The sequence below is a fragment of the Streptomyces sp. 63XJN7_1_ISO-PGPR-S23-121 genome, from assembly GCF_056173025.1.
The window spans coordinates 3654090-3677220 of the sequence record NZ_CM149653.1; the positions used below are offsets into that span (position 1 = coordinate 3654090).

Sequence of the window (23131 nt, forward strand, 5' to 3'; positions counted from 1 at the left end):
CCCTTCACACCCCGTCGGCAGTCGACCGCCGCGGAGCGCCAGGCCGCGCGCCGCCCCGGCGGCAGGCGCGCGGCAGGATCAGCGGGCTTCCTCGGCCTCGGTGGGCGGGCGGAAGCAGGCGATGACCGTCTTGCCGTCCTGGCACGGGTGGGCTTCCCACTCGTCGGCCAGCGCCTCGACGAGGAGCATGCCCCGTCCGCCGAGGCGCTGGCTGCTCGGCGGACGCGTTCTCGGCAGCTCGCTGGAGCCGTCCCGCACCGCGACGTGCAGACATCGACCGTCCCAGGTCATCACCAACTGCGCATGGGAGTGCGCGTGGACGTGGGCGTTCGTGACCAGTTCGGACACGGTGATCAGGACGGCGTCCACGGTCTGCGGAGCGCTGTCGGTCCAGTCGAGCGTCTTCAGGTGTCCGAGGGCCCAGTCACGAGCTGCCTTCGGAGTGCTCTGCAGGGGCAGCGAACGCGCCCAGCCCACTGCCCGTAGTGACGATCGGTCCACTGCACTTCCCCCAAGCTGGATGACTCTTCTTCGCGAATACCCCTGGAATGCCGGGTGAAGCAGCCACTCTCCGGGGAACCGAGGGGTGGTGGACCGGACTCCGGGCTGACGGAACGAACTCCGGGACGAGCGAGCCGGGGCGTCGCTGTTACCGTGTGCCCGATCACAGTTGTGTCGCAGCGGAGTTCGGAGTTTCGGCAGTGCTTTTCGACGTCACCCGCGGCGGACTCGCCCAGATCTTCGGCGAGGACCGGATCGCGGCCCTGCCCGCCAACGCCTTCTCGCCCTCCGCCGGGGCCACCGAGGGCGCCCGCCTTCTGCAGAGCGTCGGCGTCCCCACCGGGACGCTCTGGCTGCGGGAGCCCGACGAGGACACCGGCCGGCTGCACCTCGTCCAGGACGTCGTCGACACCGAGTACTTCGAGGACGCGGCGGAAGGCGCGGGAGAATGGCCGGTCATCGGCTGGCTGCTCAACGCACACCTCGCCCTCGACCCCGGTTCGGGCACGGTGCACGCCTTCGACCCGGACGAGCACACCGCGCGGGTGCTCCACACGGACGTCTCCTCCCTCGTCCAGGTCGCCCTCAGGTTCCAGCGCCTGCTCGAGGAGTTCACCTTCGAGCACGACGGCGACGAAGAGGCCGGCTTCGAGCGCCTGGACCGTGAGGTCGAACGCATCCGTCAGGAGACGAGTGGCGTCGACCCGCTCCTCTTCCAGGACGAGGAGACCGTCTGGTCGGTGGTCGGCGACGAGATCGCGGCGGGGCAGCGGTTCCGGGGCGACAGCCCGGGAGCCCGCTCGCTCAGCGGGTGACCGCCAGTCCTCGTCGCCCCGGAAATCCCCCCCGGCGCCGCCTGGTTCAGCGGGCTCCGGTCATGATCCGACGGGCGGGAGCGCGGCGAGTTCGCTCAGGACTCGGGCCGCCGGCGCCGGGTCGACCAGCCAGTGCAGATGGCTGCTGGTGAGTGTGCGGACGTCGTAGGGGTTCTCCGGCGTCAGCGCGTCGCCCTCGCGGATCATCCGGTCCTGCATGGCGAGCGGCACGCTGGTGTCCTCGGTCAGCCGGATGTACGTCCTGGGGATGCGTCCCCAGGTCTCGGCCCGTGCCCGGTCGTCGGGTGTGCCGACGTCGAGGTTCTCGTCGGGCTGGAAGGTGTTGAGGAAGACCATGAACTCGTCCTCCGTCCCGTCGGCGAGGAAGGCCGCCTTGAAGGCCGCGAGGACACCGGGGTCGGCGGTGCGGAAGTTGGAGCGCAGCAGCCCGAGTTCGGCAGGGTTCCCGACCATCGCCGAGGCCACCCCCGCGACGTCGACGGTGGCCATCTCGGGCTCGGCGTAGTAGGCGCTGATGTCGAGGTCGACGGGGCACCAGGCGGAGACGTAGACGATGCGGTCGATCAGGTCGGGGCGCTGGTTGGCCGCGACGGTGGCCGTCATGCCGCCGCGGCTGTGGGAGACGAGAATGACGGGGCCGTTCCGCTTGGCCCGCTCCAATACGGCGATGAGGTGCGCGGCGTTGTCGGCGAGCGTGACGCCCTTGATGGCCCCCGGCGCGGTGGCGAGCCCTTCGAGGTCCTGCGGTGCCTGGTAGGCGCGCGGGTACGTCGCCGCGAATCCGTGCCCCGGAAGGTCGACGGCGACGGAGCGGTGCCCGAGGAGGCCGAGTTCGGCCTGGAGCGGTGCGAAGGAGAAGGAGTTCGCGAAGGCCCCGTGCACCAGGACGAACGTCGGTTGCATCTGTGTGCTCACTTTCCGGCGATGACAAGAGAGTGGGGTGAAGTGCCCAGTGATGAGGGCGGCTTGTGACGGCTCCCCCTCAACCGGGGCTTCACCGTACTCAGTCGGAGATCATCCGCACTACCCCGGACGAGTGCACCGTGAGGTGTTGTGCACCGCGCGGGAAGCGGCTCAGACGACCACGACCCGACGCCCGCGCGTGTGACCGGCCTGGCTGTCGATGTGCGCCGCCGCGGCCTCGGCGAGCGGGTACGCCTTCTCGACCGGGATGTGGAGCCTCCCCCGCGAGATGAGGTCGACGGCCTCGGCGAGCGCATCCGGCACGCTGCCGGCCACGCCGGAGAACCGGACTCCGAGTTCCGGCGCACCGAGATCGGCGATCGAGACCACCTTCCGCGGATCCCCGGTCAACTCGACGAGGTCACGGATCACCCCCGAGCCGGCCAGATCGAGGGCCGCGTCGACATGGCCGAGCTGCCGCACCCGCTCGACCCAGCCTTCACCGTACGTCGTGGCGAGGGCGCCCAGGCCGATCAGATAGTCCTGGTTGCCGGCCCCGGCCGTGCCGATCACCTTGATGCCGCGGTCGCGAGCGATCTGCAGCACCGCCGATCCGACTCCACCGGACGCACCGCTGACCAGCAGCGTCTGGCCGGGATGGACACCCACCTCGCGGATGACGCGCAGCGCCGTCTCCACCACGGAGGGATACCCGGCGGCCTCCTCGAACGTCAGCCCCTCGGGCATACGGGCCCAGGCGGACAGTACGGCGAACTCGGCGTAGGTGCTGGAGCCTTCGCCGAACACTCGGGCACCGATCTCGACACCTTCCACGCCTTCGCCGATCTCGTCCACCACGCCGGCGGCGTCCAGCCCGACTCCGGCAGGCAGCTCGATCGGATGGGCTTTCAGGACCTGACCTTCACGGACTCTCCAGTCGACGGGGTTCACGCCCGCCGCCCGGACGGCGACGCGTATCTGGCCGGGGCCTGCGTGGGGCTCCTCGGCATCAATGAGTTGCAGAACGTCCGGACCGCCGAACTCGGCGAAGCTCACTTTCTTCATGCGGCGGACAGTAACACTAACGGTTAGCTTTTTGCAGCGGTTGCGGCTTCGTACCTGGTACGGTCAGCGCATGAACGAGCCGTCCGGACGCCGTGAACGCAAGAAGGCCGCGACCCGCCAGAAGATCGCGGACACGGCCCTGCGGCTCTTCCTGGAACGCGGGTACGACGCGGTGGGTATCCGCGACGTGGCCGCGGAGGCCGACGTGGCCGTCACCACGCTCTTCTCCCACTTCGCCTCCAAGGAGGCGCTGGTGTTCGAGCGGGACGAGGACTTCGAGCAACGCCTCATGCGGGCGGTCACCGACCGGGCACCGCACGAGCCCCTCGTCCCGGCGCTGCGCCGCGAGGTACAGGCCCTGGTGCGGCACTGCACGGCGGACAGCGCGGCCCCGATCTGGCGCATGATCGACGACTCACCCGCCCTGCGGAAGTACGAGGACTCGATGAGGCTGCGCCACGCGGAGAAGCTGGCCGCGGCCATCGCCGCCGACCCCGAACTGTCCCCGACCGAAACGGCGAGCCGGGCGATGGCGAGGTTCGTGATCGACGCCTACTCGCTGGCCCGCGAGGCCGCCGATCCGCAAGCCGCGGTGGACGAGATCTTCCGCATGATCGAGGCGGCCTGGGAGAGCGCCTGCCCCTCTCGAGGTACGTGACGAACCGCGTCTTCGTACACAGCGTTCGAGGGGGTGACCCCGACACCATTGCTCGAGGAACGCCGACCCCTCAGCCGTCGCAACCGTCGATGTCGTCGTCACCCCCTCCACCGCGTCCTGGGCGATGGTGTCCAGACGCCACAGGATCAGGCCGGTGCCGTCCTCGACCGGGTCGACCCGTACGGTGAACGGCGCACCCGCGGGAATGTTGAACTGGTCGGCCTCCCGGTCCCCGCACTCGATCCCGTACGCCTGCTCCTGACCGCGCCGCGACAGGGTGAGGACGAGTTCCCCGACCCCGTCTGCGTCACAGGCGATGCTCAGAAGGTACGGCCGGTCGCCGGGCGCCTTGTGCGTCTTGGCCAGGCCGTTCGCGATGAACGCGCCGGCGGTGTCGACGAGTTCGGGTCGCACGTCGGCGTCAGAGGCCGATTCCAGGGCCCGCTCCGCCCTCTGCTCCGGAGGACTACCTGCAGACCCCGCGCGGGGCATACGGCGAGCGCGGGCCACAACGGGGGGTGCGGCTCGCCGAGTTGGGTCGCGCGGCGGATATTGAGCACCCCCGACGGCACATCACCAGTCGACGTGCGTCCTGATCCAGCGGTCCAGTTCTGCCGTGTCGTCCGCGGGCGGCAACTCGGGGGCCAGGCCGAGGGGAGAGGCAGCGAGTTGCAGATGGGTGAGGTAGCCGTACGGGCCGTTGCCCGCGTGTGGGCCCACGATCACGGCCTGCGTGGCGGTGCGCCAGATCCGGTTGGGCATCGGCGGGCCCGTCACCACGGCAGCGTCGCTGGTGATCGTCAGCTCCGGGGCGGCCCCGAGATGGGCGGCGACGGCCTCCGCGGCCCGGTCGAGTACTTCGATGCACGCCTCCACCGTGGACGGGCGCTGTACGGTCCAGCCCGGGGCTTGGCCCCAGTTGTCCACGAGTTTGCCCAGCCAGGGCATGTTGACGAGGTCCTCGTCGTCCGGGTCGACAGGATAGAGCTCCCCGAACGCCAGGAAACTTCGCGCTGTCGGATCCCCGAACGGGGTGTCGCCCTCGGTGCACAACGGATGCCCGAAGCCCGTGCGGTAGGAGTCGGTGAGGCATTCGTGTTCCCAACTCCAGCCCCGAGCACGCAGAACGGCGTCGAGAGCGTCGAAGTCGTCCTCAATCGCTGGTTGTTGCGGCAGGGCAAGGAACTCCGCCACCGCGGCCGGGGGCAGGGAGCAGTGGGCCAGTGCGTGCACAGGGGAGGGCATGGGATCAGGTTCAAGACGTACCCGCGGGGCCTTGTCGACGATCACGGACCGGGACGGCGGCCGCGCCCGGGCGGACCGCATCGTGCCCCGCCCCTAGCTGTAGGGCCCCCACCGGCGTCCCAGGGTGTCGTACGTGTACCGGGGCAGGCCCTCGATGGCGCTGGTGCGGAACGGGTGGCCGTCGTCGTCGATGCGCACGGTGCCCTTGCGTCCTTGGGAGGACCAGTCCAGCTCCAGGTACCAGCGGCAGTCGCACGAGCGGGTCCCGGCCGTGACCAGCAGCACCTCGGGGTCCTTCGCCGAGACGCGGTAGGGCATGCGCACGGCCGGGATCGGCGTGCCGGAGTCGTTCCCGGCGAACGCGCGGGCGATGGGGCGGTCCTTGTCCAGGTCCACGGCGAAGTACCGGGGAGTGATCGATCCGCCGCAGCCCTGGTCCATGGCGTAGGCGTTGCCCTCGACAGGCGCCGTACGGCCGACCACGCGCCCGCGCAGCGCCTCCAGCACGACGGCCGTGTCACTGCGCCCCTGCACCGAGAGCTGCACGAGCGTCTCGCCGCCGTGCACCGCGCTCTGCGTCGCCGCCCAGGGCGCCGCGTCCTGCGAGGCAGGGGGAGGGGGGACCTGGTTCGGCGGCTTGGCGATGACGTAGTCGTGACCGCAACCCAGCTTCCACGCCTGCGAGTTGACGGACCAGGTGAGCGGCAGCCCGGCGGGCTGTTCGCCGCGGGACGGGGCGGATGTCACGCCGGGCGGGCGAGAGGTGCCCGGCTTCTCCTTCGGGGTGACGGAGCCCGAAGGCCGCTCGGAGGTGGGGGTGCCGCTCGGGCCGGGTGAGGCAGCGGCGCCTCGTCGCTCAGGCGCCCTGGCCTCCGCCGTACCGGACGCCGTCGGGCCGGCGACCCGTTCAGGACCGTCGGCGGACGCCCGCCGCCCGTCCGGCAGCGCGGACAGGGCCCCGAGCGTCGCGAGCACGGCACAGGCGGAGGCCGACCCGATCACGAGACGTCCACGGCGGTACCAGGGGCGGCGCGGGCGCAGGGGCGCGCCGGGGGGCCCGGGTACAGGGCCCGTTTCGGCGACCGGGCCGCCGTCGGCCTTCGGCACCGTGTTCGGTGCGGTGACGCCCTCCACCGCCGGGTCCGGTCCGTCCGCCGCGTCGTTCACGGCCTCCGCCACCGTGGCATCGGGCGATTGCTCCGCCGCACCCGCAGTACGGGGCCGGCGGCGGACTGCCACTGCCATGAGCCAACGGCGGTGGAGTTCCAGGCGTTGCTCCGAGGTCGCCCCGCACAGGGCCGCGAAGCGTTCCACGGGGGCGAAGTCGAGCGGCACCGCGTCGCCCGCGCAGTAGCGGTGCAGCGTCGAGGTGTTCATGTCCAGACGGCGGGCCAGCGAGCCATAGCTCCGGTCCGTGTGCTCCTTCAACGTCCGCAGCAGTGCCGCGAACTCGGCCACCTCGCCGATGCCGTCGCCGTCGCCCTGTGCCGTCACAGGCACCCCCGTCCTCGTACGACCCCCACCCGGCCCGGGACGGCATCCCAGGCACCCCATGTATCTGCACGTCAGAAGGGCTGGGATGGTTCCAGCGTGCCCGATCGGCCGTCGGCTGTTGCGCCCGGCCGCCGCGGCCGCCGATGCTTCTGGTGCCGCACCGACCAGGCCCGGGCCGGGCGCCTCGCAGCGGCATCCACGTCCACGCACTCTCCACGGGGGGCACCCATGTCCATGCGCATCCGAACGAGCGCTCTCACCGCACTCACCGTCACCGCCCTCGCGGCGGGCACGGTCCTCACGGCACCGGCCGCCGGCGCCGCGCCGAAGGCCGCCGCGCCCACGTTCCTCTCGGCGTCCCAGCTGCCGCTGCACCCGACGTCGTCCTGGACCGCCGGACCGGTCACCGACGGGTTCCCGGAGGCACTCGGCCTCTGCGTGAGCACGGAGGGCGTGCCCGCCTACGACTACCGGTACCGGGACTTCTGGACCGACCTGGACACCAGCGCCGTGCAGCTGACCGTCGTGACGGGCACGGCCGCCCAGGCCAAGGCCCTGGCGAAGCACTACGACGACCTGATCCGCACCTGCGCCGACCGCATCGAGGAGTCCTCGCCCGACGTCGAGGCCGAGGGCCGGGACTACGGCAGGCTGCCGGTCGAGGAGGGTGCCCGCGTCCGCGGCCTGCACACCGAGACGTCCTGGGGCGCCACCGACGTCGCCCTGCTGTCGGTCGGGCGGGACGGCAGGACCGTCACCGTCGTGAAGTGGGGACAGATGGGCGATTTCGGGAACGCGCCCGTGGCCGCCTTCAAGAAGACCACGAGCACGGCCGTCGACAAGCTCTACTGACCGGGCGGCCATCGGAAAAGAGCCGGGGCCGTCCTCCCGCCACGGGGGTCGGAAGGACGGCCCCCTACCGGTCATGCCCCGGGGCGGGGGACGGCCTGGACGAGAAGATCATGGCCGCCGACCAGCACCGCCCACTGCCTGGACAACAGCGAGCCGAAGACAATGCGCGCCCCGGAGTCCGGCCACCGACCGCCCCGCTCCGGCTACCGTCCGCCGCGGGGTACCGTGCTCGACGCCTCGACCCTGTCCACCACGAGCCAGTACTCCGAGAGGTAGTGGACCTCGTCACCCGCGTAGCCGAGCACGTAGTGGACGTCTCCCACCCGGTCCGGCAGGACGTCCTCCACGACGAACGTCCCGTCCTCGGCGACCGGAACCGGCGGCAGTTCGGTGAACTCCGGGCCGTTCAGTCGCTGCACCGTGATCCGCGGCGCCTCGGTGGGTGCCAGACCGTCCAGGTCCAGTCGCCCGGTCACCCTGAACGGATCCCCGGCGACGGCCGGACCGTGCGCCACGTCCACGATGCGCGAGGGGGCCAGGGCCTCCCGGGTCTGGATCGTGTGCAGCCAGAACCTGCTGCCCTCCTGGTCGGAGGTCACGACGAAGAGCTGTTGTCCGTCCCCGGAGAACTCCATGCCCCGCGGGACGACGCGGTGGCCCGCGGTCTCGTCCTCGAAGCTGATGCGCAGCGGCTGCCGGTCGACCGAGGGGTCGGCGAACGCCAGGGTCAGGTCGGCGGCATCGCCCGACGCCGCGCCGCCCTGGGCGAACCACTTGCCGTCGGGGCTGAAGGCGACGGCCGTGGGCGCCACACCCTCCGGCAGCGGCGCGTAGTGGTTCTCGAGGAAACGGGCGTCCTTGCCGCTGAGCAGCACGGTCCCCCGTTCCCCGTCGGCCACCGCGAGGACGGAGCCGTCCGCGGAGAAGTCGGCGTCCCGGAAGTCCATGCCCCGACCCGTGCCGTCCTCGCCGAACCGGCGCTCGCCCAGGAACTCCAGCAGGTTTCCGTCCGCCCCGTCCGTCACCCGATAGATCCCCAGGTCGGGGTCATCGGTCGGGGACCAGCGCTCCGGAGCGGTCACGAGCAGACCTCCGGGCCCTCCCTCGAGGTGGAGCCGGGTGCCCGAGTACATGACCACCCCGGCCGTGCCGCCCTCGGCCGACGCGGCGACACCGACACTGCCCAGCCCGTCGGCGCAGCCGTCGGGCGACGCGGCCGGCCGGCTGGTGAAGAACAGCCGCCCGCCGGTGTGCACCAGCTCCCGTCCGCAGTCGTCGGCCGGTGCCGGAATCGGATCGAGCGGGTTCAGGTACCCGCTGGAGTGGGAGTAGCTCGCTATGTGGTCCGACTGCCCGGCATAGACCTTCGAGCCGTCCGGCTCCACCGCGACGCCGGACAGGGGAGCGGCCATGTGGGCACTCGCGACGGCGGGCCCGGCACCCCCGTAGAGCAGGCCGACCAGCTCACCGTCCCGCGACCCGTCCGGATAGACCCGGTCTCCGGCTATCCACACGCGCCGGCCGACGTCGTCCACCGTCATCTGGGTGAACGACGCGGCGGACAGCTCAACGCCCGGACCCGACGGCACCACGGCCGCCGGGGCGGTGTCCGGGGCGGCGACCCCTGAGGCCGCGGACGCCGTACCGGTGACCGTCGCCAGCGCCGATCCGACCAGCGCGCCGGCCAGCAGCACCGTCGTCAGCCTGCTGCCTCTTCCTAACGTGTTTCTCAACGCGGATCCCACCCCTGATGTCGAGGCGCCACCCCGGTCGGGCGGCACTCGTCGCAGACACACAAACGCCCTCGACGAGCCAAGGCAAGCCTTTGCTGCCACCGCCGTGTCACAACGGCCCCCGAGACTGTTCGAGCGCGCGGCCGGGTTGTACGAGCGCCTGGGGGATGCGTCGGGTGAGGCGGACGCGTTGTTCTGGGTCGGCTGCTGGCACCAGGTGGTCAAGGGTGACGGCGTCACCGGCAGGCCGTACTTCGAGCGGTCATACGCGCTGGCGAGATCCGTCGACGACCGGATGACGATGTCGTACGCGATTCGCCACCTGGGCTTCGCGGACAGGGACGCGGGCGACTTCGATCAGGCCCGCGAGCGGCTGACCGAATCGGTGACGCTGCGCCAGGAAATCGGTTTCAGGCCGGGGGAAGCGGCCGGCCTGGTGGCGCTGGCCTACCTCGCGGCCGAAACCGGCGACCCGTCGGCAGCGTTCCACCACCTCGACGAGGCCCGGTCGGTCGCCGAAAGCTGTGACGCCAAGGCCGCGTTGGGGTGGATCGACCAAGCCCGCACCTTCATCCGTTCCTAGTGCCGCGGCAGGCAACGTTCGCCCCGTCGCGACACGTTCCGTGGCGGCTGCTAGGTTCAGCCGTCATGCATCCACAGGTGTTCGACATGCGGTTCCGCGAACGAGGCCGACGCGCCCGGACCCTGGGCCTCGGTCTGCTGGCCGTCGCGACCGTGCTGTGGGTGTGGTGCGGCGTGCTGCTCGCCACCTCCTACGAGGTGGAACCCGAGTACGCGCGCCGTCCCGTCGAGTGCGAGTCCCGTCTCTTCACCGACGGGGGGACCGCCAACGACGGACGGGCAAAGGATCCCTGCGGTGACGAACGCGACTGGCCCGAGGCGCTGGCCGTGCTCGGTCTTTCGGTCCCCCTGTCCGTCGCGGGCGCGGTGCTTCTCACCTACGGGCTCCTGGGGGTGCGGGTGAGCGAGCACGCGGCCGAACTGGCCCGACTGCGGGAACTCGCCGCACGCGAGAAGGGGGAAGCGGGCGTGTAGTCCGTCCCCGGCGTGACTGCGACGGCTTACGGCCTCCCGCTCGATGCGGCGCGAGTTCTCCACCTCGGCCTCCCAGGCCGCGAGCGCCTCGTCCCTGGTCGAGGCGCTCGAGGCGTACGCCGCATGGAAGTCCACCCTGTCGGACCAGACCGTGGGTGCGTCGTTGTCCGCCGGCCCGATGTCCGGATACGCGACGTCGAACTCACCTCCAGGGCTGGCACGTCCTGCGTCGCACCACCTTCGACCACCGGCGCCGCGACGGACGGTGGCAGACCCAGCAGCGCGAGACCTACGACCGCGGCAACGGCGCCGTCGTCCTGCCCTACGACACCGGACGCAGCCGCGTCCTGCTCACCCGTCAGTTCCGCTATCCGGCCTACGTGAACGGCCACCCGGACGGCATGCTCATCGAGGCGGCGGCCGGACTGCTCGATGAGGACGACGCGCACGCCGCGATCCGCCGCGAGAGCGCCGAGGAACTCGGCGTCAGACTCGGTCCGCTCACCCACGTGCTCGATGCCTACATGAGCCCGGGCTCCGTCACCGAGCGCCTCCACTTCTTCGCCGCCCCCTACACCCCGGCCGACCGGACCGGCACGGGCGGAGGACTCGCGGAGGAGGGCGAGGACATCGAAGTCCTCGAACTCCCCTTTGCCGAGGCCCTCACCATGGCCCGCGACGGGCGCATCACCGATGGCAAGACCATCCTGCTCCTGCCATGGGCAGCCCTGTGCGGGCCCTTCGCCCGACAGCGGAACGTCTGAAGGTCCGCCTCCGCCAGACGCACCTGGGAAGCCGGGGCGTTCGATTTCCGGGACGGCTCAGGTGCCTCCCGAAGCGGTGAACGTCCGCTGTCCGTCCGTCCTCGTCGACGAAGCCACGCGGGGCCGACGTACGGGTCCTGCCCGGGGCACTATGTCGCCGTGGGCAGGTTCACGGCCGGACCAGACGTCTGAGAGCGAGTCGTGCCAGCGGGGCGTAGCCGGCCAGGACGGGCATCGGGCCGTGCAAGGTGAGGCCGGCGGAGCTGCCCTGCGGGTCGGGCCGTACGTGGTGGAGGCGCAGCCGGACCGGCCCCAGGCGGACTCTCCACGACCACGTCCGATGGTGGTGATCGACGCTCTCGATGACGAAGGGAATCCGCAGACCCGCGAACGATTCGACCGCCCCTCGGAGTGCTGGGGTTATGTACGGGGCGTCGGTATGGACGGCCCTGATCTGCGGTGACCAGGACGCCCACCGGTCCACGCGCACGTAGCGCTCCCAGACGGTGCCGGGCGCTGCCGGACCGGTGGCGTTGAGCGTCAGCTGCGCCATGAGCCGCTCAGGAGGAGCCCGCACCGAACGGTGATGTGCAGGGCGCTCATTCGACCTCGCCACGCAGATACTCGGTCAGCGCCTTGCCCGGCCGGAAGGAAGCCGTGCCCTCCTCCTGCGCCAGGCTGCCGAAGCTGCCCAGGCCGACCCTCCCCTTCGACCTCAGCGCTTCGGCGATCGTTCCAGGATGCTCGACGGTGCCGAAAAGGGCGTCGAAGACACGTGTGACGTCCTCACTGCCCGGTTGACCCCCGCCCGAGGCCGTTGCCACACGGCGTGCCGTCAAGTCGAGGAGCTCCGTTTTGTCCATCGGCGCATCCGCCCATCGTGTCGGTGTTGTCCTGCCGCAGTCTCTCCACCATCACCGCGTTCCGGCTCAGCCGCATCCGTAGGGGCCCCATGCCCATGACGGCGCGGCCGCGACTGAAGCCCGGTGCACAGGGTCACGCCGGTCGCGGCCACGCCCGCCGCCCTGGTCCGTCGCTCGACTCAGCCGAAGCCTCGGACAACCCCATGCCGATGCCGGGCCCAAGCCGCAGGTCCCCCCCCGGCCACCCGAACGGATGGAGAACAGTCGGTCAGGCTGATGTGAAGGTGAATACCTGGTCGGAGGCGCCGGTGCAGGCGGTCTGCACTGCCTCGGCACCGTCGGTGGCTGGAGGGAGGAACCCGATGCACAGGCCGCTGTGGAGCGGCCGGAGCCGGAAGCCGCCGCCGGACGCCTCCAGGCGGAACTTCTGGTTGTCGCCGTCCGCGCAGTCCCACGGGGCGAGCAGGGCGCCGGAGGAAGTCAGGGGAGTCGTCCGAGATAGTCCCCATGGACCTGACCGACCTCGGCAGCGTCAGTGCCGCCGCCGCACGCATCCGGGAGTCGGTCGACCGGCTCGACTTCTTCATGGCTGTCGCCGGGGTGATGGCCACCCCCGAGCGGCGCGTCGGGCCCGGTTGGGAGTACCAGTTGGCCGCCAATCACTTCGGGCACTTCGCCTTGGTGAGCGAGTTGTACCCGCTCCTGCGCGATGCGCAGGGTGCCCGTGTCGTCGTCTACAGTTCCAGCGGTCACGGCATCACCGACTTCCGCTGGCACGACCCGCACTTCCGTGGCGGTTACGACCGCTGGCAGGCGTACGGGCAGGCCAAGACCGCCAACGTCCTGTTCGCCGTCCACCTGGACACTCTCGGCCGTGGCGACGGCATCCGGGCGTTCGCCCTCCACCCGGGAAGCATCATCACCGGCCTTCAGCGGGATCTGACGCGCAGCGAGCAGGTGGCGCTGGGCTGGGTGGACCAGCAGGGCACCGTGATCGGCGAGGGCTTCAAGAGCCCGTCGCAGGGCGCCGCCACCGGCCTGTGGGCGGCGACCTCCCCGCTCCTGGCCGGACGCGGCGGGCTCTACCTGGAGGACTGCGAGGTGGCTCGGGTCACCGGCGAGGACGGGCCGATGGACGTCGGCTGGGTCCGCAGTTACGCCGTCGACCGCGCCTCCGCCGCACGGCTGTGGGAGCTGTCCGTCGCCGCGACCGGGGCCGGGCCGGTCGGCTGAGACGTCATTCCGTCGGCGGTGAGTCGTGCGCCGGCACCCGACCGGCTCACCGGGAACGACGTCCATCCGGGGGCGACGGCCGCCGGCCGGTCACCCGGCTCCCTCCCCGGCATCGAGGGCATCGGGGCAAGGGGCTCTGGACGCGCAGTCCGCCTGTCACCGAACGACCGTTCGGTGACAGGCGGACTGCGTGCCGGGATCTACCTCGAAGCGATTACTTGGCTAGCCACGTAATCGGTGCTACTTTTATGTGGCTGGCCACGGAAGTTGGCCGGCGCGGCATGCCACTCGAGGAGACCAGTCATGAAGGCCATCGTTTTCGACACGTTCGGCGGCACCGAGGTCCTGCACGAGGCGGAGCTCGACATTCCTCAGCCCGGACCCGGCCAGGTCCGGGTCCGCGTCCGGGCGGTCGGCGTGAACCCGGTGGACGGCAAGATCCGCTCCGGTGTCATGGAGGCCATCTTCCCCACCACGCTGCCCGCCGTGCCCGGCGGGGAGATCGCCGGTGTGGTCGACGCCGTCGGCGAGGACGTCGACCACCTGAAGGTGGGGGACGAGGTCCTGGGCTGGTCCGACACCGGCTCCTACGCCCAGTACGCCCTGGCACCCGCGAACGTCCTCGCGCCCAAGCCGGCCGGCCTGGACTGGACACACGCCGCCGCGCTGCCGGTGGCGAGCGACGGCGCCGAGCGGGTCCTGGACCTGCTCGACGTCAAGCGCGGCGAAACCCTGCTGATCCACGGCGCGTCGGGCGCGCTCGGCACCATCGCCGTCCAGCTCGCCGTCGCCCGCGGCGCCCGCGTCATCGGTACCGCCGGACCGGCCAACCAGGAGTACGTCACCTCACTTGGCGCGACCGCGCTGATCTACGGGGACAACCTGGTCGAGCGGGTCCGCGAGCTCGCCCTCGGTGGGGTGGACGCCGTCTTCGACGCCGCGGGCAAGGGCGCACTGGAGGACTCCATCACCCTGCGCGGCGGCACCGACCGGATCGTCACCACCGCCGACTTCCGCGCCCGTGAACTCGGAATCGTCTTCGCCGAGGGCCCCCAGCGCCGCTCCGCCGCCCGGCTGGCCGAACTGGCCCAGCAGGCCGCCGACGGCACGCTGACGACCACGATCAGCGCCACCTACCCCCTCGCCGAAGCGGCCAAGGCGCAACAGGCCAGCGACGCCGGCCACAACCGCGGCAAGATCGTCCTGACTGTCGACTGACCCATCACCCCCACTCCTGAGATCAGGGAGCAGCAATGCCCGACACCACCTCATCGGAGCCGCCGAACACGGCGCGCGACGGGCGGTTGAGCTACGCCATCTTCCAGCTCGCCCGCGCCCACCGCGGCCACGCCGCCGCCATGCTGCGCGCCCTGAACCTGCATCCGGGACAGGAGCTGCTGCTGATGCAGCTCTTCGACCGCGACGGCCAGACCCAGGCGGAGCTGCTGGAGCGTGTGGGCCTCGACCACTCCACCGTCTCCAAGTCGCTTCGCCGCATGCAGGAGGCCGGCCTGCTCACCCGGGAGCCCGCTGCCCACGACCGGCGGGTCATGGTGGTCAGCCTCACCGACACCGGGCGCGCCCTGCAGGAGCCCATCGCCGACATGTGGCGCACCCTGGAGCAGATTTCCGTCCGCGATCTGACCCCCGACCAGGTCGAGACGTTCACCGAGTGTGCGCGCACCATCGAGAAGTCGGTCAGGGACCACAGCCGGCCGGCGCCTGACGCTTGATCAGGCACGGGCAGGCGGCCACGCGCCAGACGAACCGCCTGCCTGCCACGCGCCCTTGCACCCGCATTCCCGCAGGTCAGCTTCGCCAGGCGGGCACGGTCGGCAGGGGGCCGGGTGGATCGACGGTCAGTACGGTTCCGTCCGTGCGGCCGGTCAGCCAGCCCAGCAGTTCTGCCGCAGGTCCCGAAACTCGTGGCCCCCCGCCGTCACCGACCTGGCGCAGAACCTGGTCGTCGTCGGCGAGCAGTGCCATGGCAGGGGCGTCGGGCCGGTCGTTGAGCGTCTCCGCCATACGGGCCAGTTCCCGCTCCACGAGGCAGGGCGGCCAGTCCGTCGGCCTGTGGCCCGTCGCCAGATCGGTGTGGTGCACCTCCACCTCGCGCAGCATGCTGCGGAGGGTGCCGCGCACCGGGCGCAGGCCTCCGCCGAGCCAGCGCACCGGTACGTCCCACGTGTGCTCCGGCTGGCTGTCGGCGACCCTCAGGAATCGGTGCAGCGCGGCCTCCAGATCATCGGCCAGCTCGGCGGCCGGGCGCCCGGCTCCCTCCTCGATCTCCCGTTCCCGTTGGGCCTCGTCCCTGTACTGCGGCAGATCCGCGCCCGTGCGGGCCGCAGTGAGCAGCCGGGTGCGGGAATCGGCGCTGCGCGCGATGTGGGTGAGTACGTGCGCACGGCTCCAGCCAGGTAGCCGTGAAGGGGCCTGCACGTCGGCATCGTCCAGAGCGGCCGCGGCAGCGAGCAACCGCTCCACGGACGTACGCAGCAAGGGCAGTAATACGGTCGGCGACCGAGTCTCGTCGTAGGTCATCGGTCTCTCCTACCCCGTGACCGCGGCACCTGACGTCAAGCCGTGGCTGCGCATGGTGATCGTCCCGTACGCGACGACATCGGTCTTGGGCATCTGCCGCCCCCGGTGGCCCGGTGGGCAGGCCAGACATGGGGTGAAGCGCGGCCGCACCCCTTCACCTGCGTGAGCGATGAGTTCGGGCGACGGATAGGGTCTGTCCTGGCATGACCCGCATCATCGCCGACATCTCGGTCTCGCTCGACGGCTTCGTCACCGGCCCTGACCCCGGACCGGACAACGGTCTGGGCACCGGTGGCGAGGCCCTGCACACCTGGGCGTTCTCCGACGACCCCGACGACCGCCGGCTTCTGCGCGAGGGGACCGCCCGCTCGGGTGCCGTCGTCCTCGGCCGCCGGCTCTTCGGCGTGGTCGACGGGCCGAACGGCTGGGACGACACGACCGGCTACGGCGCCGGCGAGGTGGGCAGGCCCGCGTTCGTCGTCGTGACGAGCGCGCCGCCGAAAGCGGTGCGGCTCACCGGCCTCGACTGGACGTTCGTCACCACCGGTCTGGCCGACGCCGTCACCGTCGCCCGTGAGCGAGCCGAGGCGGCGTCGTCGGACAGCGGCAGGGACCTCGACGTCGTCCTCATGGGCGGCGGCGCCACGGTCGGCTCGGCACTCGCCGCCGGGCTGATCGACGCGCTGAGCCTGCACCTCGCGCCCGTCGTGCTGGGTGCCGGGACACCACTGTTCACCGGCAAAGCACCGCACACGCTGGTGCAGCGGAGCGTGATCACGACAACGACCGCTACGCATCTGACCTACGACGTCCTTCCGGGTGGTGTGGTCCGATGACCACTGTCAACATCAACGGCATCGCCCTGGGCGTCGAGTCGTTCGGTGACGACGACGCGCCACTCGTCCTGCTCGCGGGCGGCCCGACGATGCTCTCCTCGCCCGACGCACTGTGCGAGCGCCTCGTCGCCGGCGGGCGCCGTGTGGTGCGCTACGACCTGCGCGACAGCGGGGAGTCGACGACGACGGATCCGGAGGCGCCCGCCTACACACTGCGCGATCTCGCCGCCGACGCCGCGGCCCTCGCCCACGCGCTCGGAGGGCGGCCCGCGCACCTCGCGGGGGTCGGCGTCGGCGGAATGGTCGCCCAGGTGGCCGTGCTCGACCATCCGGGCGCGTTCTCGACGCTCACCCTGCTCGGCACCCGCGCGGTTGCCCCTGGCCCGCCCGACGATGACCTCCCCGACCATGACCAGGCGACGATGAGCCGGCTGTTCGCGCGTCCGATGCCCGATTGGACCGACCGCGAGGCTGTCGCGGAGTTCGCCGCCGCCGGCGCTGAGATCGTCGGTGACGACCCCGTCGCCGCGCGCGCGATCGCCGCGCGCATCTGGGACCGCACGCCCGGCACCGCATCCCCCGTCCAGATGGCCAACCAGTTGGGCATGGTGTTCTCCAGGCTCGACTGCGGACCCCGCTGGCGCGAGCGCCTGCCCGAGATCGAGGCCCCCACGCTCGTCGTCCACGGCCGCCGCGACCGGTTCTTCCCCGTCGGCAACGGCGAGGCGCTCGCACGCGAGATCCCCGGGGCACGGCTGCTCGTCCTCGAGGAGGCCGCCACCGCGCTCCCGGATGCGGCGGTCGACGAGGTCGCCGAGGCGATGCTCACGCTCGGGTAGGGGAGGGGACGTCGAGTCATCACGGGCGGGCTCGAGAAGTCCGCCCGCCGGTCGCTACCAGACCGCCTCTTGTGATCGACGGCTCGGCCGGTTCATGCCTGGAACTCGGTGAGATCGATGGCGTGGACGCGCAGTGGGTAGCCGTACACCGGGTGTGACGTCTCCCGCTCGGGCACCATGCCGAGCTTGCGGATGACGTTCTCGGAGGCGTCGTCCCCTACCTGGTTGATGCTGATGACGCGGTCGAGTCCGCGGTCCTGCAGTGCGAACTCCAGCGTGGCGTGCGCGGCTTCCGACGCGTACCCCTGGCCCCAGAACTGTGAGCCGAGCCGCCAGCTGATCGCCACGGCGGGCATCACCTCCGGCAGGAACTCGGGCACGGACAGTCCCGTGAAGCCGATCAGTTCGCCCGAGGCCAGCAGCTCGACGGCGAAGAGTCCGAAGCCCTCCTCGTCCCACTCCTCCTCCCATCGCTCGATGTCCTCGGCCGTGAGGTCCAGGTCGCGCACCGTGCCGTCGTCGATCCAGCGCATGACCCGTGGGTCCGCGTTGATGTCCGCCATCGGCGCGAGGTCGTCGTCGTGCCAGCTACGGAGGAGGAGACGGGGTGTGCGGATCTCGGTCATGTGCCCATCCTGCCGAAGGCACGCGCCTCATCGGAAATCCGGCGTTTGCCCGCGCTGCCATTTCGGAAGCCACGCCCTGCGGGGGCCGAGCGCCGGAGTGGCGAGACGGTGCACGCTGCCCTGACGCTCCTCGAGCGGGGTGCCGGCCCTCCGGCGCGGGCAGCGGGCAGGACTGAGGTCCGCGCATCCTGCGGACCTCTTCACGCGGGGCATTCGCGGGTTTGCCCCGTCGCCTACCGCGGTTTGCGGGCGGTTTCCGTGAGGCGCAAGGTGGAATAGGGGCAAGCGTGACGGTAGGCGGCTCATCGTTATGAGAACGTGTACAGCTTTCAGGCGAGTGCCCTGCCGTACCAACCAGTACGCCCTTACCTCCAGCGTTTGAGGGGAGGCATCATGGTTGCTCTCTCCAACGTACGGTTCGGCAAGCGCAACGATGACGTCAAAGCCACTCAAGTGGCGTTGATCGCAGCCGGGGTGAATATCCCCGCGGGTGCCACCGGGCTCTTCGGTGAGGAGACGAGATCGGCCTACGCGGCGTGGCAGCGCATGCTGGGATTCACCGGCTCGGCTGCCGATGGATTCCCCGGCTGCTCCTCACTGGCCAAGCTCGGCGCCAGATCCGGGTTCACTGTGGACTGCCGGCATCCCGGGGCCATCGCCAGGGATTCTGTGGGCTTCGCGAAGAACTCGGGAGTGGCCGTCGACGAAGATACGGCTCGCGCGTTCGCCGAGCAGGCATGCGACAGGACCGGTGCGCCGAGGGGTTGGGTCACGGGAGTCGGCAACGGAGCGAACCTGCTCACTCTCATGTTTCGCGAGTCGTCCTTCCGGCCGAACGCCGTGAACGAGGACGACAAGAACGCGACAGGCCCGGTGCAGTCGGACGGCGCCAAGCTCAACTGCTCACGCGGTTACGCCCAGGTGATTCCCGATACGTTCGCTGAGAACCACCAGGTGGGCACGTCCCACCGAATCTACGATCCGGTGGCCAACGTCGCGGCATCCATCAACTACATCTGGCGCCGGTACGGCGACATCGCACGTGTGCAACAGGCGAATCCTCACCTTGATCCGGCCCCTTACTGAAAGGAGACAGAATTATGGCGACGCAAGCGTTCCCCGGAACGGCATTCTTTCACAAGGGACAGAAGAGTCCCGTGATCACCGCCATGGGCAGGCGCCTGGTGGCGGAAGGATGCGGGAAGTACCGGGCAGGCCCTGGTCCCGAGTGGACCGATGTCGATCAGCAGTCGTTCGCCGCATGGCAGCGCAAGCTCAAGTTCGAAGGCGCCGACGCCGATGGCATTCCCGGCAAGACCTCTTGGGACGAGCTGCACGTCCCCGCCACCACGACCGTGCCCTCCGGCAGAGGCGTCGCGTCTCCCGTCCCCGGACACGGTGTCACCACGCCCTATCGCATGAAGGGACCCCGTTCGCGTTGGAGCCTGGGATACCACACCGGCGCCGACTACGCCGCTCCGCAGGGCGAGCCGTGCCTCGCCGTACTCAGCGGCACCGTCCGCATCGGACACGACAAGAGTTTCGGCGACTTCCTCGTGCTGCGTGCCGGCGGATTCGACTTCTATTACTGCCACCTCTCGGACCGGACCGTGACCAGCGGTTCGGTCAAGGCCGGCCAGAAGGTCGGAGAAGTCGGCTCCACCGGGAACGCCAACGGCCCTCATCTCCACCTCGAGAAGCGCCCGGCCGGTGGTGGCTTCGGATCCGACGTGCCCCCAAACTGGTAGCCGGGCCGTACCGGTGTCAGTTGATGATCTCGGCGCGGTCACTCAGAAGAATCGCGGCCAGCCGATCTCGCCATACGCGAAGAGCTTCGGGTGTCTGTCGCGTCCAGTCGGTGACCTCGCCGACGATCCGGAGCGGTTCCCTGCTGCGATAGGAGCGGGTGGGATTGCCGGGGAACTTCTTGTCGGTGACGTTCGGATCGTTCTCGAACTCCCCGGTCGGTTCGACGACATACACCCGTGGGGCCCCGTCGCCGGCGGCGAGTTCGGCGGCGAGTCCCGCGCCGTCGCGCAACGCGGTGAAGTAGATGTGGTTCATCACGATCTCGGGCCGGTAGTTGGAACGGAAACCGGCGGTGAGGTGATCTCCGACCCGCAGCTCAGCCTTTGTGCCGTGAAAGAAAGGGCCCTCGTCCAACGCCTCGTCCATCGCCACAGGTTAGCGCGCCAAGAGCGAGCCCTCCAGGATGGCTCGGACATATCGCTGCGGTCCGGTGCCTGCGCAGCAGGTCGGGGCGCAGCCGCGTGAGGAATTCAGGCGTCGGTCATGTGCGGGGGCGGGCCAGTACGTATCTGTTTCCGGTGTCCGGGTCGCCGTAGAAGAAGAACAGCCGCAGTCCCTTGTCCGTTCCGCGGTCCACGTAGAGGTCCCAGCTGTAGTTCGTGGGGGACGCCGGCGAGCTGTCGTCGTTGCCGCTCAGGGCATCCGCGCGGTAGTCCAGACCGGTCCGCCGGGTCAGGTCGAGGTCGATCTCCTGGCCGTCGTCGGTGTCGGTGAGGCGCCAGGTTCCGGTGCCCGACAGTCGCCAGCCCTCGTCGAAGTCGAAGTCGGCGCCGTCCAGCTGCCGGAAGACGGCCGTGCCGTCGCGGCGCAGGGTCACCTGCGTGCCCTCGACGCACGTCCAAGTACCCGCGATCTCCGCGGCCGTCGCGTCGTGCACGCCGGTACCCGCGTAGGACCCGTACGGGTTGCACCCGCTCGTCACCGTCAGCGCGAGCGCGACGCCCCCCAGAGCGACGCTCCATCTGCCCGGTCCTGCCTTCCCCATCTTCCGTCCCTCCCCAGACGCGTCAGCCTTGATTGAACACGTTCAATTCTGGGTTGTCGAGCTGCGGTACAGGTACCGGCTGAGCAGCGCCGTCGGGGCCACGCCCCAGCGTCCCGGCGGTCGGGTCGGAATCCGTCCAGACGACTGCGCCCGCGAAGTGATCCGACTCACACGCTGTCACAGGGATCGATCAGGCGGTGTCTTGAGGGCGAACCGCTCGAAACGAGGGAGGCATCATGGCTGAGAACATCGACGTGGTCGTGATCGGCGGCGGATACGCCGGCGTCATGGCGGCCAATCGCCTGACGCAGCGCGGCGACGTGAGCGTGACGCTGATCAATCCGCGCCCCACCTTCGTCCACCGGGTCCGCCTGCACCAACTCGTGGGCGGGACCGGCTCCGCCGTCGTCGACTACCAGGAGGTCCTGGCGGAGCGCGTCCGGCTCGTGGTCGACAGCGTGACGCGGATCGACGCGGCCGGGCGCGATGTGGAGCTGGCGAACGGAGGGGCGGTCGGCTACGACTACCTGGTCTACGCGGTGGGCAGTGGCAGCGCCGACCCGCGCGTGCCCGGGGCGGCCGAGTTCGCCTACCCGATCGCCGGCCTGGAGGAGGCGCAGCGGCTGCTGCCGGTCCTCGACGCCGAGCCCGCATCGGCCGCGGTGACGGTGGTCGGAGCCGGTCCGACGGGCATCGAGACCGCTGCCGAGCTGGCGGATCAGGGCCGCAGCGTGACCCTGGTCTGTGGTGGCGTGCTCGGACCGTACTTGCACCGGCGGGGACGGCGTTCGGTGGCCGGGCGGCTGGCGGCTCTCGGAGTCACGGTCGTAGAGGGCCCCGACGCGAAGGTGACGGCGGTGACGAGTGATGCGGTGCGGCTCGCCGACGGCCGGGAGCTGCCGAGCGCGGTGACCATCTGGACCGCCGGCTTCAGCGTACCCGACCTGGCTGCGCGCAGTGGGCTGAGCGTCGACGCCCTGGGCCGGCTGCTCACGGACGAGACGCTGACGAGCGTGGATGACGAGCGCATCGTCGCGGCCGGGGACTCGGCGGCGCCGTCGGGCCTGCCGCTGCGGATGAGCTGCCAGGCGGCGATGCCGCTGGGTGCGCGGGCCGCCGACACGGTGCTCAGCCGGCTGGCGGGGGAGCGGCCCGCGCCCCTCAACCAGTCGTTCGGAGCGCAGTGCATCAGCCTGGGCCGGGGCACCGGCATCTTCCAGTTCGGCAACAGGTCCGACGTCGCGGTGTGGTTCCACATCGACGGTCGCCTCGGCGCGAAGATGAAGGAGGCCGTGTGCAAGGGCATCGTGAAGCACCTGGCCGACGAGGCGCACAAGCCCGGTGGGTACGGATTGCACCGCATGAAGGGAGGGGCCGGGCGACAGCAGGCGCTGAAGGCGATGAACGCCGAGGCGCCGGCCGTCGCCGAACGGATTTCCTAAGGTCGGCCGGGTCATCCTCGACGAGCACGAGACGGACGTCCCCGACTTCGGCGAGAAAGGTGGCCTGTTCGAACACGGCAACCCCAACAAGGTCCTCCACGAATGGACCGCCGACGCCACTGAGCGTTCCATCGAGGGCAGTCTCAAGTGCCTCGGTGTGGACCGCCTCGACGTCGTCTGGGTCCACGACATCGCCCAGGACTTCCACGGCGACGCCTGGGGCCAGAAGTTCGAGGAGGCCCGCACCGGTGCCTTCCGCGTCCTGACCCGCCTGTGCGACGAGGGCGTCATCAGGGCCTGGGGCCTGGGCGTGAACAAGACGGAACCCATCGAGATGACCCTCGCCCTCGACGAGCCCAAGCCCGACGGCTTCCTCCTCGCCGGCCGCTACACCCTCCTCGACCACGCCCACGCCCTCCAGCGACCGCTGCCCCTGGCCCAGGAGCAGAACGTCGACATGGTCGTCGGCGGCCCCTACAGCTCCGGCATCCTCGCCGGCGGCACCAATTTCGAGTACCAGCAGGCCCCGCCGGAGATCATCGAGAAGGTCAAGCGCCTCACGGCCCTCACCGACCAGCACGGCATCAGCATCAAGGCCGCCGCACTCCAGTTCTCCCTGGCCCACCCGGCAGCCGCCGCCGTCATCCCCGGCGCCTCACGCCCCAGCCGCATCGCCGAGGACAGCGCCGCACTGAACGAGAACATCCCGGCCGCCTTCTGGGCCGACCTGCGCGCCGCAGGTCTGGTCAGCCCGGCCGCCCCCCTGCCGCACGGCGCCTGACCGGCACCATCCGCCCCAGATCCCCAGTACCACCACCCGGAGAATCACCATGGCCTCGACCTCCGTCAG

24 protein-coding genes and 5 pseudogenes are annotated in these 23131 nt (G+C 70.7%); 16 read left to right on the forward strand and 13 right to left on the reverse strand.

The features are described 5' to 3' along the window. Positions 1 to 78 precede the first annotated feature (78 nt). Complete coding sequence (locus AC0VYN_RS16005; protein ID WP_475536582.1) at positions 79 to 477, reverse strand: ATP-binding protein; 399 nt, start codon at positions 475 to 477, stop codon at positions 79 to 81. Between the two features lie 224 nt (positions 478 to 701). On the opposite strand from AC0VYN_RS16005, the gene AC0VYN_RS16010 reads away from it, so the two are divergent. Continuing rightward, positions 702 to 1316, forward strand: a complete 615-nt coding sequence (locus AC0VYN_RS16010; protein ID WP_475536583.1) for an SUKH-4 family immunity protein — start codon at positions 702 to 704, stop codon at positions 1314 to 1316. A gap of 60 nt (positions 1317 to 1376) precedes the next feature. Here the strand turns inward: AC0VYN_RS16010 and AC0VYN_RS16015 are convergent, their stop codons facing one another. Further along, the gene (locus AC0VYN_RS16015; protein WP_475536584.1) at positions 1377 to 2240 is read right to left on the reverse strand and encodes an alpha/beta hydrolase; all 864 of its coding nucleotides are present in this window, start codon (positions 2238 to 2240) and stop codon (positions 1377 to 1379) included. 171 nt (positions 2241 to 2411) lie between these two features. Continuing rightward, positions 2412 to 3305: an NADP-dependent oxidoreductase gene (locus AC0VYN_RS16020; RefSeq protein ID WP_475536585.1), complete on the reverse strand. Its 894-nt coding sequence runs from the start codon at positions 3303 to 3305 to the stop codon at positions 2412 to 2414. A 70-nt stretch (positions 3306 to 3375) separates the two neighbouring features. Here AC0VYN_RS16020 and AC0VYN_RS16025 point away from each other — a divergent pair, with 70 nt between their 5' ends. Further along, on the forward strand, positions 3376 to 3963 hold the full coding sequence (locus AC0VYN_RS16025) for a TetR/AcrR family transcriptional regulator (protein WP_475536586.1): 588 nt from the start codon (positions 3376 to 3378) through the stop codon (positions 3961 to 3963). A 573-nt stretch (positions 3964 to 4536) separates the two neighbouring features. Here AC0VYN_RS16025 and AC0VYN_RS16030 read toward each other — a convergent pair. After that, positions 4537 to 5208, reverse strand: a complete 672-nt coding sequence (locus AC0VYN_RS16030) for a hypothetical protein (protein WP_475536587.1) — start codon at positions 5206 to 5208, stop codon at positions 4537 to 4539. Positions 5209 to 5301: 93 nt separating this feature from the next. Further along, positions 5302 to 6762 (reverse strand): helix-turn-helix domain-containing protein, encoded by a 1461-nt coding sequence (locus AC0VYN_RS16035; protein WP_475536588.1) that lies wholly within the window; start codon positions 6760 to 6762, stop codon positions 5302 to 5304. 168 nt (positions 6763 to 6930) lie between these two features. Here AC0VYN_RS16035 and AC0VYN_RS16040 point away from each other — a divergent pair, with 168 nt between their 5' ends. Continuing rightward, complete coding sequence (locus AC0VYN_RS16040; protein WP_475536589.1) at positions 6931 to 7554, forward strand: hypothetical protein; 624 nt, start codon at positions 6931 to 6933, stop codon at positions 7552 to 7554. A 203-nt stretch (positions 7555 to 7757) separates the two neighbouring features. Here the strand turns inward: AC0VYN_RS16040 and AC0VYN_RS16045 are convergent, their stop codons facing one another. Further along, positions 7758 to 9248: a hypothetical protein gene (locus AC0VYN_RS16045; RefSeq protein WP_475536590.1), complete on the reverse strand. Its 1491-nt coding sequence runs from the start codon at positions 9246 to 9248 to the stop codon at positions 7758 to 7760. On the opposite strand from AC0VYN_RS16045, the gene AC0VYN_RS16050 reads away from it, so the two are divergent. Beyond that, positions 9202 to 9870, forward strand: coding sequence for a tetratricopeptide repeat protein (locus AC0VYN_RS16050; protein WP_475536591.1), 669 nt, complete (start codon positions 9202 to 9204; stop codon positions 9868 to 9870). The genes AC0VYN_RS16045 and AC0VYN_RS16050 overlap by 47 nt on opposite strands. A gap of 65 nt (positions 9871 to 9935) precedes the next feature. Beyond that, entirely contained in the window at positions 9936 to 10343 is a 408-nt protein-coding gene (locus tag AC0VYN_RS16055) for a hypothetical protein (RefSeq protein WP_475536592.1), read from the forward strand. Positions 10344 to 10367: 24 nt separating this feature from the next. Here AC0VYN_RS16055 and AC0VYN_RS16060 read toward each other — a convergent pair. After that, positions 10368 to 10511 (reverse strand): annotated as a pseudogene (locus AC0VYN_RS16060) (Mini-circle protein); the annotation flags it as partial. On the opposite strand from AC0VYN_RS16060, the pseudogene AC0VYN_RS16065 reads away from it, so the two are divergent. Further along, positions 10467 to 11107 (forward strand): annotated as a pseudogene (locus AC0VYN_RS16065) (NUDIX domain-containing protein). The pseudogenes AC0VYN_RS16060 and AC0VYN_RS16065 overlap by 45 nt on opposite strands. Before the next feature lie 169 nt (positions 11108 to 11276). On the opposite strand, the gene AC0VYN_RS16070 reads toward AC0VYN_RS16065, so the two are convergent. Together AC0VYN_RS16070 and AC0VYN_RS16075 are read right to left on the reverse strand one after the other, a co-directional pair. Further along, positions 11277 to 11660: an SRPBCC family protein gene (locus tag AC0VYN_RS16070; protein WP_475536593.1), complete on the reverse strand. Its 384-nt coding sequence runs from the start codon at positions 11658 to 11660 to the stop codon at positions 11277 to 11279. A 46-nt stretch (positions 11661 to 11706) separates the two neighbouring features. Continuing rightward, positions 11707 to 11970: an HU family DNA-binding protein gene (locus AC0VYN_RS16075; RefSeq protein WP_475536594.1), complete on the reverse strand. Its 264-nt coding sequence runs from the start codon at positions 11968 to 11970 to the stop codon at positions 11707 to 11709. 324 nt (positions 11971 to 12294) lie between these two features. Here AC0VYN_RS16075 and AC0VYN_RS16080 point away from each other — a divergent pair, with 324 nt between their 5' ends. The 3 genes from AC0VYN_RS16080 to AC0VYN_RS16090 all read left to right on the forward strand — a co-directional run bounded on the left by AC0VYN_RS16080 (position 12295) and on the right by AC0VYN_RS16090 (position 14936). Beyond that, positions 12295 to 13203: an SDR family NAD(P)-dependent oxidoreductase gene (locus AC0VYN_RS16080; RefSeq protein ID WP_475536895.1), complete on the forward strand. Its 909-nt coding sequence runs from the start codon at positions 12295 to 12297 to the stop codon at positions 13201 to 13203. A 303-nt stretch (positions 13204 to 13506) separates the two neighbouring features. After that, positions 13507 to 14421, forward strand: coding sequence for an NADP-dependent oxidoreductase (locus tag AC0VYN_RS16085; RefSeq protein ID WP_475536595.1), 915 nt, complete (start codon positions 13507 to 13509; stop codon positions 14419 to 14421). 35 nt (positions 14422 to 14456) lie between these two features. Then, positions 14457 to 14936 (forward strand): MarR family winged helix-turn-helix transcriptional regulator, encoded by a 480-nt coding sequence (locus AC0VYN_RS16090; RefSeq protein WP_475536596.1) that lies wholly within the window; start codon positions 14457 to 14459, stop codon positions 14934 to 14936. 76 nt (positions 14937 to 15012) lie between these two features. On the opposite strand, the gene AC0VYN_RS16095 is transcribed toward AC0VYN_RS16090, so the two are convergent. Continuing rightward, a complete protein-coding gene (locus tag AC0VYN_RS16095) occupies positions 15013 to 15744 on the reverse strand; it encodes a maleylpyruvate isomerase family mycothiol-dependent enzyme (RefSeq protein WP_475536597.1) in 732 nt (243 codons plus the stop codon). 203 nt (positions 15745 to 15947) lie between these two features. On the opposite strand from AC0VYN_RS16095, the gene AC0VYN_RS16100 reads away from it, so the two are divergent. Next, positions 15948 to 16580, forward strand: coding sequence for a dihydrofolate reductase family protein (locus AC0VYN_RS16100; protein ID WP_475536598.1), 633 nt, complete (start codon positions 15948 to 15950; stop codon positions 16578 to 16580). Beyond that, complete coding sequence (locus AC0VYN_RS16105) at positions 16577 to 17419, forward strand: alpha/beta fold hydrolase (RefSeq protein WP_475536599.1); 843 nt, start codon at positions 16577 to 16579, stop codon at positions 17417 to 17419. The genes AC0VYN_RS16100 and AC0VYN_RS16105 overlap by 4 nt, the downstream gene beginning before the upstream one ends. Before the next feature lie 92 nt (positions 17420 to 17511). On the opposite strand, the gene AC0VYN_RS16110 is transcribed toward AC0VYN_RS16105, so the two are convergent. Next, a complete protein-coding gene (locus AC0VYN_RS16110; RefSeq protein WP_475536600.1) occupies positions 17512 to 18045 on the reverse strand; it encodes a GNAT family N-acetyltransferase in 534 nt (177 codons plus the stop codon). A 393-nt stretch (positions 18046 to 18438) separates the two neighbouring features. Between AC0VYN_RS16110 and AC0VYN_RS16115 the strand changes: the two genes are divergently transcribed. The 3 genes and pseudogenes from AC0VYN_RS16115 to AC0VYN_RS16125 all read left to right on the forward strand — a co-directional run. Then, complete coding sequence (locus AC0VYN_RS16115; protein WP_475536601.1) at positions 18439 to 19131, forward strand: transglycosylase SLT domain-containing protein; 693 nt, start codon at positions 18439 to 18441, stop codon at positions 19129 to 19131. A 23-nt stretch (positions 19132 to 19154) separates the two neighbouring features. Next, positions 19155 to 19388 (forward strand): annotated as a pseudogene (locus AC0VYN_RS16120) (peptidoglycan-binding protein); the annotation flags it as partial. A 120-nt stretch (positions 19389 to 19508) separates the two neighbouring features. Beyond that, a pseudogene (locus AC0VYN_RS16125) lies at positions 19509 to 19793 on the forward strand (M23 family metallopeptidase); the annotation flags it as partial. 16 nt (positions 19794 to 19809) lie between these two features. On the opposite strand, the gene arr reads toward AC0VYN_RS16125, so the two are convergent. Further along, positions 19810 to 20220, reverse strand: coding sequence for an NAD(+)--rifampin ADP-ribosyltransferase (gene arr / locus AC0VYN_RS16130; protein WP_475536602.1), 411 nt, complete (start codon positions 20218 to 20220; stop codon positions 19810 to 19812). Between the two features lie 115 nt (positions 20221 to 20335). Beyond that, positions 20336 to 20839: a hypothetical protein gene (locus AC0VYN_RS16135; RefSeq protein WP_475536603.1), complete on the reverse strand. Its 504-nt coding sequence runs from the start codon at positions 20837 to 20839 to the stop codon at positions 20336 to 20338. A gap of 236 nt (positions 20840 to 21075) precedes the next feature. Here AC0VYN_RS16135 and AC0VYN_RS16140 point away from each other — a divergent pair, with 236 nt between their 5' ends. Next, a complete protein-coding gene (locus AC0VYN_RS16140; protein WP_475536604.1) occupies positions 21076 to 22281 on the forward strand; it encodes an NAD(P)/FAD-dependent oxidoreductase in 1206 nt (401 codons plus the stop codon). Beyond that, positions 22280 to 23062: pseudogene (locus tag AC0VYN_RS16145) on the forward strand (aldo/keto reductase); the annotation flags it as partial. The gene AC0VYN_RS16140 and the pseudogene AC0VYN_RS16145, both read left to right, overlap by 2 nt. Positions 23063 to 23131 lie beyond the last annotated feature (69 nt).